At 28.7% G+C, this 12,703-nt stretch carries 9 protein-coding genes; 5 read left to right on the top strand and 4 right to left on the bottom strand.

The window, feature by feature from the left end:
* The first annotated feature begins 7 nt into the window (after positions 1 to 7).
* The 5 genes from aceF (at position 8) to CP960_RS08505 (ending at position 8,176) form a co-directional block, all read left to right on the top strand.
* The gene (gene aceF, locus CP960_RS08525) at positions 8 to 1,663 is read left to right on the top strand and encodes a dihydrolipoyllysine-residue acetyltransferase (protein WP_228152044.1); all 1,656 of its coding nucleotides are present in this window, start codon (positions 8 to 10) and stop codon (positions 1,661 to 1,663) included.
* A 15-nt stretch (positions 1,664 to 1,678) separates the two neighbouring features.
* Positions 1,679 to 3,109, top strand: a complete 1,431-nt coding sequence (gene lpdA, locus CP960_RS08520) for a dihydrolipoyl dehydrogenase (RefSeq protein ID WP_101184993.1) — start codon at positions 1,679 to 1,681, stop codon at positions 3,107 to 3,109.
* A 102-nt stretch (positions 3,110 to 3,211) separates the two neighbouring features.
* Entirely contained in the window at positions 3,212 to 3,553 is a 342-nt protein-coding gene (locus CP960_RS08515) for a hypothetical protein (protein WP_101184992.1), read from the top strand.
* Positions 3,554 to 3,612: 59 nt separating this feature from the next.
* Entirely contained in the window at positions 3,613 to 5,880 is a 2,268-nt protein-coding gene (gene metE, locus CP960_RS08510; RefSeq protein ID WP_101184991.1) for a 5-methyltetrahydropteroyltriglutamate--homocysteine S-methyltransferase, read from the top strand.
* Positions 5,881 to 6,052: 172 nt separating this feature from the next.
* Positions 6,053 to 8,176: a methyl-accepting chemotaxis protein gene (locus tag CP960_RS08505; protein ID WP_101184990.1), complete on the top strand. Its 2,124-nt coding sequence runs from the start codon at positions 6,053 to 6,055 to the stop codon at positions 8,174 to 8,176.
* Between the two features lie 39 nt (positions 8,177 to 8,215).
* Here CP960_RS08505 and CP960_RS08500 read toward each other — a convergent pair whose 3' ends face one another.
* From CP960_RS08500 to CP960_RS08485, 4 genes are all read right to left on the bottom strand, one after another.
* The gene (locus CP960_RS08500) at positions 8,216 to 10,087 is read right to left on the bottom strand and encodes a methyl-accepting chemotaxis protein (protein ID WP_101184989.1); all 1,872 of its coding nucleotides are present in this window, start codon (positions 10,085 to 10,087) and stop codon (positions 8,216 to 8,218) included.
* A 95-nt stretch (positions 10,088 to 10,182) separates the two neighbouring features.
* Positions 10,183 to 10,611 carry a rhodanese-like domain-containing protein gene (locus tag CP960_RS08495; protein ID WP_101184988.1) on the bottom strand — a complete coding sequence of 143 codons (429 nt, stop codon included), beginning with the start codon at positions 10,609 to 10,611 and terminating at the stop codon, positions 10,183 to 10,185.
* Entirely contained in the window at positions 10,612 to 11,496 is an 885-nt protein-coding gene (locus CP960_RS08490) for a cation diffusion facilitator family transporter (RefSeq protein WP_101184987.1), read from the bottom strand.
* A 1-nt stretch (position 11,497) separates the two neighbouring features.
* A complete protein-coding gene (locus tag CP960_RS08485; RefSeq protein ID WP_101184986.1) occupies positions 11,498 to 12,667 on the bottom strand; it encodes a pyridoxal phosphate-dependent aminotransferase in 1,170 nt (389 codons plus the stop codon).
* Between the last annotated feature and the right edge of the window lie 36 nt (positions 12,668 to 12,703).

Below are 12,703 nucleotides of genomic sequence, written 5' to 3'. Positions count from 1 at the left end.
TAAAATAATGAGTATAGAAGAAATTAAACTACCAGATGTTGGTGGAGAAGCAGTAGAAGTAATTGAAGTTTGTGTTAGTGCAGGAGACTCTATTGAAGAAGAAGAGGCAATAATTGTTGTAGAAACAGAAAAAGCCTCTATGGATATTCCTGCAAGTTTTTCAGGAACTATTGACTCAATTAATGTAAAAGCAGGTGATAAACTTTCTGAAGGTGATTTAGTATGTACTATGAAAAAAAAAGATAGTACACAAGACGAACAGCCAAAAGAGGAAGAAGCAAAAGAAGAGCCAAAGCAAGAAGAAACACAAAAAGAAGAAGTAAAAGAAGAACAAGAAGAGTCTCAAAGTGTTGAAACTTCAAGTGTTGTAGAAGATATAGTTGTTCCTGATTTAGGTGAAGACGGAGAAGTAGATGTAATTGAAATCTCTGTTAGTGCTGGAGATGAAGTTGAAGAAGAAGATGGGCTTATTACTTTAGAAACAGAAAAAGCGACTATGGATGTTCCAGCACCAGCTAAAGGGAAAATAGTTGAATTAACTGTTAAAGCAGGAGATAAAGTATCTACTGGAACAGTAATAGGTAAAATTGAAAAAGTAGTTGAAACTACTGCTTCTTCAAAACCTGTTGCTAAAAAAGAGACAAAAGAGCCTACTGCAAAAGTTGAAGTAGAACAAAAAAAAGAAGTACAAACTAGTTCTGAACAACTAAAAGAAGAGCCAGTTAAAACTACTAAAAAAGTTTATGCTTCACCATCTGTTAGAAGAATTGCAAGAGAGTTTGGAGTAGACTTAGCAAAAGTTACTGGAACTGGAAGAAAAAATAGAATTTTAAAAGAGGATGTAAGATTATTTATAAAATCAGAATTAAGTAAAACATCATCTTCTCAAACTTCTTCAAATACAGGTTCAGGATTTGGTTTTGATTTACCAGAGTTAAAACCAGTTGATTTTTCTAAATTTGGTGAAATTGAAACTGTTGAAATGAGTAGAATTCAAAAAATATCTGGACCAAGTTTACACAGAAACTGGGTAGGGATTCCTCATGTTACACAGTTTGATGAAGCTGATATTACTGAGCTTGAAGAGTTTAGAAAAGCACAAAATGAGTTATTAGCTAAAAAAGAAAGTGGTGTAAAAATTTCTCCGCTTGTTTTTGCATTAAAAGCTGTTGCAAAAGCATTAGAATTGCATCCTAATTTTAATTCATCATTAAGTCCTGATGGTCAAAGTATTATTTATAAAAAATATATAAATATTGCAGTTGCAGTAGATACTCCAAATGGTCTTGTTGTTCCTGTACTTAAAGATGTTGATAAAAAAGGAATTGAAGAGTTGTCTTTAGAGTTAAAAGAGATTTCTAAAAAAGCAAGAGATGGAAAATTGAAAGCACAAGATATGCAAGGTGCTTGTTTTACAATCTCAAGTCTTGGTGGAATAGGAGGAACAGCATTTACTCCAATTATAAATGCACCAGAAGTTGCAATTTTAGGATTATCTAAGTCTGAAATAAAACCAAAATGGGATGGTGAAAAATTTGAGCCAAAATTAATGCTTCCATTATCATTATCTTATGACCATAGAGTTATTGATGGTGCAGATGGTGCACGATTTACAACAACACTATCAAAATTACTAAGTGATATTAGATTATTACTTTTATAATAAATCGAGGTAAATATGAGTAAAGAAGTAAAAGGACAAGTATTAGTAATAGGAGCAGGGCCAGCTGGATACTCTGCTGCTTTTAGAAGTGCTGATTTAGGTTTTGATGTAGTTTTAGTAGAAAAGCACAATACTTTAGGTGGAGTTTGTTTAAATGTTGGATGTATTCCATCAAAAGCACTTTTACATGTAGCAAAAGTAATTGAAGAGGCTGAAGAGATTTCTCATCATGGAGTAAGTTTTTCAAAGCCAAATATTGAGTTAGATAAAGTTGCTGCATATAAAGATGGTGTTGTAAAAAAACTAACAGATGGTTTATCTGCTATGGCTAAAATGAGAAAAGTTACAGTTGTTAATGGAACTGCAACTTTTATTGATAAAAATAGTGTATCAGTTAAAAATGGTGATGAAGAAACAATCGTAAAATTTGATAATGCAATTATTGCAGCTGGTTCAAGACCTATTGAATTACCATTTATCCCCCATGAAGACCCAAGAATTTGGGATTCAACTGATGCTTTAAGATTAAAAGAAGTTCCAAAAAAACTGCTTATTATGGGTGGTGGAATTATTGGACTTGAAATGGGTACTGTTTATCAAAAATTAGGTTCTTCTATTGATGTTGTTGAGATGCAAGACCAATTGGTTCCAGTTGCTGATAAAGATGTTATTAAAGCATATACAAAAGCAAATAAAGATAGATTTAACATCATGTTAAATACAAAAGTTGCTAAAGTAGAAGCAAAAGATGATGGAATTCATGTTTCTATGGAAGGTGAAGGAGTAAGTGCTGAACCAATAGTTTATGATGCTGTTTTAGTTGCTATTGGACGAGCTGCAAATGGAAAAATGTTAGGACTTGAAAATGCAGGTGTTAATGTAAATGATTGGGGTATTATTGAAGTTGATAAGCAGCTAAGAACAAATGTAGATAATATCTTTGCAGTTGGTGATATTGTTGGTCAACCAATGCTTGCACATAAAGGTGTTCATGAAGGGCATATTGCAGCTGAGGTAATTGCTGGTAAGAAACACTTTTTTGAACCAAAAATGATTCCATCAATTGCATATACATTCCCTGAAATTGCATGGGCAGGATTGACTGAAAAAGAGGCAAAAGAAGCTGGAATTGATTATGAAGTTTCAACTTTTCCTTGGTCTGCTTCTGGTAGAGCTTTAGCAAGTGATGTAAGTGAAAATGCCTTTACAAAGCTTATCTTTGATAAAAAAGACAATACTTTAATTGGTGGAGCAATTGTTGGAGATAATGCTGGTGAGTTATTAGGTGAAATTGGACTTGCACTTGAGATGGATTGTGATGCAGAAGATATTGCTCTTACAATACATGCTCATCCAACACTGCATGAATCAGTTGGTTTAACTGCAGAAATTTATGAAGGAAGTATAACAGACCTTCCAAATGCAAAAGCAAAAAAGAGTAAATAATATACTCTTTTTTGTAAATTTTTAATATTTTTATAGTTTATACTTATAATTTTAATATTTTTAAGTTATAATTATGTACTAAAAATTTAAAAAGGAGTAGTCATGAAACCTCTTGGGTTTAAAAAAAGATATTTTTCACTGTCATCAATACTTGCATATGCTGTATCACAAAGACTTCATGACATGGCTACAACTTTTAAGCAATACCTTAATTTTGAAAAATTTAGTTATTCAGATGAGTCTGAAGAAGAAACAGTCTGTCTTGAAGAACAAATTTTATTAAGCTGTTTTGTTGCAAGCAGTAAACCATGTCATTGTGATTGTATCTTTAAAAGAAAGACAAGATTAGCTGTTGCACTTTTTAAATTTATTCCAAGATGCCCTTACTATTGTAAGTTCTTTGCGTTTAGAAGAACTGGCGTACATCCACCACAAACTATCTAATTCTTAATAACAATAAAAATCATATCAAAATAAAATAATAAAAATATAAGGATAAAGTAATGTCTAAAAATTATGTTATTGGATTTCCAAGAATTGGAGAAAAAAGAGAGCTAAAAAAAGTTTTAGAGAGTTTTTGGTCAGGTGAAGTTGACTTTGGTGAAGTTAAATATGTAGCAAATGAGTTAAAAAAGAGGCATTGGGCATATCAAAAAAGTGCAAAAGTAGATTATATATCTTCAAATGATTTTTCATATTATGATAATATGTTAGATACTACAATTTTACTTGGAGCAATTCCAAAAAGATTTGAAAACTTAGAAGATGAAGAGTTATATTTTGCAATGGCAAGAGGTAATAAAGAAGCTGTTGCAATGGAAATGACAAAGTGGTTTAATACAAATTATCACTATATTGTTCCAGAAATTTCAAAAGAGACAAAGTTTAAATTAAATAGTAAAAAAGTAATTAGTGAATATAAAGAGGCAAAAGATTTTGCAGTAAAAACAAAGATAAATTTAGTAGGACCAATTACATATTTAGGTCTTTCAAAATCAGTTGATAATAGTGATACTTTTTTACATATTAATAGTGTAGTTGAACAATATTGTAAACTTTTAGAAGAGCTTAGTTTATTTGATGAAGAGATAGTAGTTCAGTTTGATGAACCTTTATTTGTAAAGGATTTAGATTCAAAAATATTATCTTTAATAAAACCTGTATATGACAAACTTTCAAAGGTTTCATCAAATATAAAAGTAGTAGTTGCTACATATTTTGAACACTCAAATGAAGCAACAAAAATTTTAGTAAATACACCAATTTGGGCAATTGCTCTTGATTTTGTTTATGGAAGTAAAAACTTTGAAGTATTAGAAGAGATTGAATCTTCAAATAAAGTTTTAATTGCTGGAGTTATTGATGGTAGAAATGTATGGAAAAGTAATATTTCAAAAAAAGTTGAACTTTTAGATGAAATAGCTAAAAAAGTTTCAAAAAGCAAGATTTTAGTATCTACTTCTTGCTCACTTTTACATGTACCTTTTACTTTAGAGTATGAAACAGCACTTGATAGTGATATAAAGTCATGGCTTAGTTTCGCAAAAGAAAAACTTCTTGAGTTAAAATTAGTTTCTAAACTATTTTTTAACGAAGAGCTGAGTTTAGAAGATAAATCACAATTAAAAAGAAATCAAGAAGATAATGAAAGTAGAAAAAATTCTACAAAAATTCATAATAAAAAAGTTCAAGATGAGTTATCAAAACTAAAAACAAATGAAAGAAAAGATAAGTTTGAAGATAGAATAAAAGCACAAAGAGAGTTTTTTAAATATGAAGATTTAGCAACTACAACAATTGGCTCTTTTCCTCAAACACAAGAAATTAGAAAAAATAGAAGAGATTATAAAAACAGTCTTATTTCAAAAGAGCAGTATGAACTTCAAATAAAAGAGTATATTGATGATTGTATAGCTTTTCAAGAAAGTATAGGACTTGATGTGCTAGTTCATGGTGAACCAGAAAGAAATGATATGGTTGAGTATTTTGGAGAGCTACTTGATGGATTTGCTTTTACTAAAAATGCATGGGTTCAGTCTTATGGAAGTAGATGCGTTAAGCCACCCCTGATTTTTGGTGATGTTACAAGAGAAAATCCTATGACAGTAGAGTGGATTAAATATGCACAAAGCAGAACTAAAAAGATAGTAAAAGGTATGTTAACAGGTCCTGTAACAATTTTAAATTGGTCTTTTGTAAGGGATGACAAACCAAGAAATGAAGTTGCACGTCAAATAGCTTTAGCAATTGCAAATGAAGTAGATGATTTACAAAATGCAGGTATAAAGATGATTCAAGTTGATGAAGCTGCATTTAAAGAGGGGTATCCTTTAAGAAATGAGAATATTAGTAAATATGAAAAATGGGCAGTTGAAAACTTTAGATTAAGTGTTAGTAAGGCTAAAATAGATACTCAAATTCATACACATATGTGTTATAGTGAGTTTAATGATATTATTAAAACTATAGAAGCAATGGATGCAGATGTAATCTCTATTGAAACAGCAAGAAGTGGAAATGAATTACTGAAAATATTTAAGAAAGTAGGATATAAACAAGAAGTTGGTCCAGGTGTTTATGATATTCATAGTCCAAGAGTTCCAAGTATTGATGAAATGGTTGAGCAAATAGAAGCATTACTTGAAGTTTTACCAAAACAGCAGTTATGGATTAATCCAGATTGTGGATTAAAAACAAGAAAATGGCCTGAAGTAAAACAGAGTTTAGAGAATATGGTTAAAGCTGTAAATATCGTTAGAAATAAAAAGTAATAAAAAGAGGATAATTTTTAGTCCTCTTTTTTAAATTATTATTTCAAATGTAATCAAAAAGTCTCCGTCTTTTTGTAACTTTTCAATTCTAAAAAAGTTATTTTTTAATTTATTTTTAATTTTTTTAAAAAGTAATATAATTAAATCAATTTATCATGAAAAAGGATTAATTATGGGAAGACGTGGACTAAAGAGTAAAGTTTTAGCGATTGTATCTATATGTATAATCATCGCTTTTACTTTTTTAGCATATGATAGTGCAAGTAGTGAATATAATTCACAATATAATAGTATAAAGCAAAGAGAACTTCAACTAGCAACCGATAGCTCCAAATATATACAAAGTTTTTTTCAATCAAAAATTGATATTGTTAATGCATTAGCACAAGAGCTACCTTCTTCGGATATTTCACATGAAAGTAAAGAGATTATTGATAAGTTAAACTTAGCTATAAAAGCAGGAAACTTTTATGATGTATATTTAGGAATAGAAGATGATGGAAGGTTAATACAATCAGATGGAACAATTTTAAGTATTGAAAAAGATGATTATGATTCAAGAACAAGACCTTGGTATAAACAAGCTATTAAGGAGAAAAAAGCAGGAATTTCTAAGCCATATATTGATGTATCAACAAAAAAATTAGTTGTTACAGTATATACACCTTTTATAAAAGATAATCAAATATTAGGTGTAATTGGTTCAGATATATTTATAGATACAATTGTTCAATCGGTTTTAAATATAAAGCTTAAAAATAGTGGTTTTGGTTATTTAGTTCATGATGATGGGACACTATTAATTCATAAGAATACAAAGTTAGTTAATAAACAAAGTGTAGTTTTTAAACAAATAAAAAGTAAAGATAAAAAATTAAATTTTTCAGAAGCTACTCTTGGGGATAAAGAGCTTTTAACAGCTTATTCAAGTATAAAAGATACAGGTTGGAATTTTGTTATACAATTAGATAAAGAGGAAATATATAGTGAGATTTATTCAAGTATTACAAAAGAAGTGATTTTATATATTGTTTTATTAGCAATAATTTTATCTGTACTTTTATTTAGTTTAATTAAGCTTCTTTCTCCTTTACAAACTTTAGAAGAGGGGTTAAATTTCTTTTTTAAATATTTAAAAGGTGAAGAAAAAGATATAAAAATTTTGGATATTAAAAGTAATGATGAATTTGAAAGCATGGCATTAAAAATCAATGAAGAGATGAATCAAGTTTCAAAAAGTTTTGAAGAGGATAAGTTATTAATTGAAGAAGTTAAAGAAGTTGTAAATCATATTAATGATGGAAAACTTGATGTACAAGTTAAAAAATCAACTTCAAATAAATCTTTAAATGAGTTAAAGAATATATTAAACGAAATGATTGAGACTATTAATGCAAATGTTAATAGTGATATTAATCCTATTTTAAAAGTTCTTGAAGAGTATGCTAATTTAAATTTTGTAAATATGATTGACAATCCTGATGGTAAAGTTTCAAAAGGTTTAAATAACTTATGTCTTATTATTACAAAAATGCTAAAAGAGAATAAGCAAAATGGGCAAAACTTAGAAGAGAGTTCTAAAACATTACTTAAAAATGTAGATATTTTAAATAAATCATCTAATGATACAGCAGTATCTTTGGAAGAAACAGCAGCTGCTGTTGAAGAGATTACAAGTACAATTATCAATAACACAAATAGAATAGGGGATATGTCAGAACACTCAAATGATTTACTTAATTCTATTAATCAAGGTAATAAATTAGCAAACTCAACTGCAAAATCAATGGATGATATTAATGAGCAAACACAATCAATTGCAGAAGCAATTACAGTAATAGATCAAATAGCATTTCAAACAAATATTCTTTCACTTAATGCAGCAGTTGAAGCAGCAACAGCTGGAGAATCAGGAAAAGGCTTTGCTGTTGTTGCACAAGAAGTAAGAAACCTTGCAAGTAGAAGTGCACAAGCCGCTAATCAAATTAAAACAATTGTTGAGAATGCAACTTTAAAAGCCAATGAAGGTAAAGCTATCTCTTCTGAAATGATAGAGGGATATAAATCTTTAAATGAAAATATCAATAAAACTACAGAAGCCATTAAAGATATTTCAGATGCTTCAAAAGAGCAAAAAATTAGTATTGAGCAGATTAATGATGTAATTACTAGACTTGACCAACAAACGCAAAATAATGCTTCAGTTGCTAGTCAAACTCATAATATTGCAGTAACTACAGCTAATATAGCTACTGAAATTTTAAAAGCAGTAAATGAGAAAAAATTCAGAGAGTAGAACAATATTAGATAAAGAAGAATCTCTTTATCTAATATACTAATTAAACTTTTTATCTTCTAAATTTAAAACAATCTCTTTTGAAATCGAGTCATTTTTTAAAGCAATCTCTTTTGTTTGTGCTGCAATTGAAGCATTTTTTTGAGTTTGCTTATCTAAAAGATTAATTGCATCATTTATTTGTGAAATACTATTTTCTTGTTCTTGTGAAGAAACAGCAATCTCTTTTATTGTAGTAGTAGTTTTTTCAATACTTTCTAATAGTTTTTCATATCCTTCAATCATCTTATCACTTGTTTGTTTTCCTAATGTAGCTTTATTTGTAGCAGCTTCTACAATATCTTTTATCTCTTTGGCTGCTTGTGCACTTCTATTTGCAAGGTTTCTTACTTCTTGTGCAACAACAGCAAAGCCTTTTCCTGATTCTCCAGCTGTTGCTGCTTCAACTGCTGCATTAAGTGAAAGAATATTTGTTTGAAATGCTATTTGGTCTATTACTGTAATTGCTTCATTTATAGCTGAAACTTGTTCTTCTATCTCTGTCATAGATAATGATGTATTTTTGGCATATGCTTGCCCTTGTTTTGCAGAAGAATCAACTTCAATTGAAAGTTTTGACATCTCTTCTACATTGCTTGAATTACTTTTCACACTTTGTGTAATTTGTTCAAGAGATGCTGATGTTTGTTCTAATGACGCTGCTGCTTCACTTGAACTAATATTTAATTCATTTACATTATTAATTAGTAAAGAAGATGACTCATCTAATGTTTTACCAACTTCAAGAGATTGTTTTAATAAATTAGAGATAACTTCTCCTAGTTCATTAATTGCAAGGGATACTTTTTCTTTTGCATTAGGAAATCTTACTGTAAAATCATGGTTTTTATAACTTTCCAATACTTTTAATAGTAAAGGAATATCTTTAGCAATATTTAGTTCCAATTCGCTTTGCATTTTTGTTAATATCTGTTTTAATTCTTGTAATGAGTCAGTTGTACTATTTACTTGAATTTTGGCACAAAGATTACCTTCTCCTATTTGTTTTGCAAATCTTGCAATATCTTTAACAAAGGCTTCATCTTGTTTTATATTCTTTTCTGTTGTAATTATATTTTGATTAATTATTTTTGCCATTTGACCTAATTCATCTTTTGAATCTAAATCTATGATATTTGCAGAAAATGTTTGTTTATTAATAAAACTAAAAAAGTTTTCTAAACCATTTTGTACTTTTTGTACTGATTTGATAAGTTGATTTGAAATAAAGTAAGCAATTAAAACTCCTAAAATTAAAGCAATACTTAAAAAAGTAATCATAGTATAAGCAAATTCACTTGCAACCTCTCTTGCTTTTGGTGTTGCAATTTGATTTTTTTGTTCTTGATAATCAATAAACTCATTTATAACTTTCAACCAATATGTAATATTGTCTTTTGCTTCATTAATCAAAAGTTCTTTTGCTTGAATATCTTCTCCATTTTGTTTTAAATTGATAATCTTGTTTATTAAAGGAAGAGTTTTTTTTTCAATCTGTTTTATTTTTGATAAAATAATTTTTTCTTCTTCATCGACATTTAATCCCTCTTCAAATATTTTGTTAAGTGGTTTTGCAGATTTTATATAAAAACTTTCTAATCTTCTTATATCGTTTAACGAGTTTTTAAATAATAAATCTTGATTATCTTTTGATAATACTAAATCTCTTATTGCAATTGCTCTATCATGAACACTACCTCTAAAATTGATTGCATATCTTTGTTTTACTGAATTTATTTCTACAACTTCATTTAAAGTTTTATCAATAAAGTTTACTTTTATTATACCAATTGTAGAGATTAGTATAATTATTAAAAGCATAAATGCAAAACCTGAATATAGTTTTTTGGAAATTGTTAAATTTTTTAGCATAAATAGCTCCTGTATTATGGATAATTATTTTTAAAGGATAAAAATTATCCATAATAATATAGAAAATATTCTTAATTTATTTATAAAGTTTTTAACTATTTTTCTATTGGAAGGTTTGTTTTACTCCAGTCATAAGCAAAACCATTCTTGATATTATATACATCTGTAAAACCATTGTGAGCCAATAAGTTTGAAGCTAATTTAGTTCTAGAACCACTTCTACAAATTAATATGATTTTTTTTGATTGATTTTGATTTACTTTATTATATACATCATATACAAATTTTTTGTTAAATACCCTTTGATTATTTTGAGCAAAAAATATAGGGATATTTATAGCACCTTTAGGGTGTGATTGTTTAAATTCAGCTTTTGTTCTTACGTCAATTAATATTGCTTTATTTTTTTGCATTTCATATGCGGTTTTTGAGTTTATATCTGCTTTATAAAGTGTATCATTTGCAAAATCAACTGCAAAGATATTTGTTATAAATAGTAGCAAAAAAAGTAAAAACTTTTTCAATTATTTCTCCTCATTTATTATAGAATCATCATATGGGTCCATATGAATTGTTATTACCCAGTCTCTTTTTTTATCTAAATTTTTTATTTGCTCTTCAATTTTATCTGATGTTCTATGGGCATCCATTAACGTGATTAAACAATCAAAAACTAAATGAACATCTACAAAAGTTTGATTTCCTGCTTCTCTTGTCTTGAGTAGATGGTATGTATTTACTCTTTGGTTTGTTCTTATAATATTTTCAATACCTTTTACAATCTCATCATCAACTGCTCTATCTAAAAGTACTAAAACACCATCTTTAATTAGTTCAAATGCAGAATATATGATAAATATTGCAATACAACCACCTACAATAGCATCTATTATCTCATAGTTTGTTAAGTTTACTAAAATAAGTGAAATTAAAACTGCAATATTTGTATAAACATCTGTTTTATAGTGTAAAGCATCAGCTTTTATTACCATATTATTTGTTTTTTTTGCAACAAAATTTAGATATAAAACCAAAGAGATTGTAATAATTAATGAAATAACCATAACAGTTAGTGATATATCTAAATATTGTGAACTTTCATTTGTGTATGCTTTTTTTACTGCTTGATATAGTAAGAAAAGACCTGAAAAAGTAATAATAGTACCTTCAATAACAGAAGCTAATGCTTCGATTTTCCCTCTTCCATAATTAAAAGTTTTATCTGCTGGTTTCTCAGCATTTGAAATAGCAAAATAGTTGAAAATAGATACAAACATATCTAAAACAGAATCAACAGCTGAAGCTAAAACAGCAACTGAACCACTTGCAATACCAATAATAAGTTTGATTAAAGTTAGAAGTGCAGCTACGCTTGAAGATATAAGCGTAGCTTTTTTTTGAAGTGTCATATTACTTTTTTTCTATAAAGTTTTTGATTCTTTGGATACCTTTTTCTATACTTTCTAAGTCAGTAGCAAAAGAGAATCTAAAATAACCTTCTGTTCCAAAAGCAAGGCCAGGAACAACTGCAACTCCTTCTTCTTCAAGAAGTTGTTCGCAAAATTTAATTGAGTTATTTGTAACCTCTTTAATGTTTACAAATAGATAAAATGCACCTTTTGGTGCAATACATGATACGCCTTTAATTGAGTTAAATGCTTTTACCGCAATATCTCTTCTTTTTTCAAACTCTTTTCTCATAGCTTCAATATTTTCATCAGCTTCTCCTTCAAGTGCAGGAATTGCTGCGTATTGAGTTACACTATTTACGTTTGATGTTACTTGACCTTGAAGTTTTATCATTGTTTTAACAATCTCAATTTTTGGAGTTGCAATATATCCAAATCTCCATCCAGTCATAGCCACTGCTTTACTTAGTCCATTTATAGTGATTGTTCTTTCAAACATATCTTGACTAATTTGTGCAGCAGCAGTAAAGTTCCCACCATCATAAATAATCTTCTCATACATCTCATCTGATAAAACTAATATATCAGTTCCTTCAAGTACTTTTCCAATCTCTTCTAACTCTTTTTTAGAGTAAACAGCACCTGTTGGATTTGCTGGCATATTTAAAACTAATGCTTTAGTTTTAGGTGTGATAGCCTCTTTTAATTGTGTAGCAGTAATTTTAAACTTAGAAGAATCATCTGTTTCTATAAATACTGGAACACCATCAGAGAATTTAACTTGCTCTGGGTATGTTACCCAATAAGGAGCAGGAATAATTACTTCATCACCTTTATCTAACAGAATTTGAAAAAGATTAAATAGTGAATGCTTTGCTCCATTACTAATAACTATGTGCTCTAAACTATATTCAAGTCCATGATCTCTTTTTAGCTTATTAATTATTGCTTGTTTTGTTTCAGTGATACCTTCAACAGCAGTATATTTCGTGTGACCATCCTTAATCGCTTTTATAGCTGCATTTTTGATAACATCTGGTGTGTCAAAATCAGGTTCACCTGCACTAAAACTTAAAATGTCTCTACCTTGTGCTTTGAGTTCTCTCCCTAAAGCAGTAATAGCCATTGTAACCGACGGAGATAAGTTCTCCATTCTCTGGGCAATTTTCATTAGCTTTTTTCCTCTTAATAATTTTCATTATGTTAA

This window comes from Malaciobacter halophilus, from assembly GCF_002837275.1.
Classification (GTDB): Bacteria; Campylobacterota; Campylobacteria; order Campylobacterales; family Arcobacteraceae; genus Malaciobacter; species Malaciobacter halophilus.
Note: the sequence above shows the minus strand (reverse complement) of the source record. Positions and strands in the feature narration are given on the sequence as shown.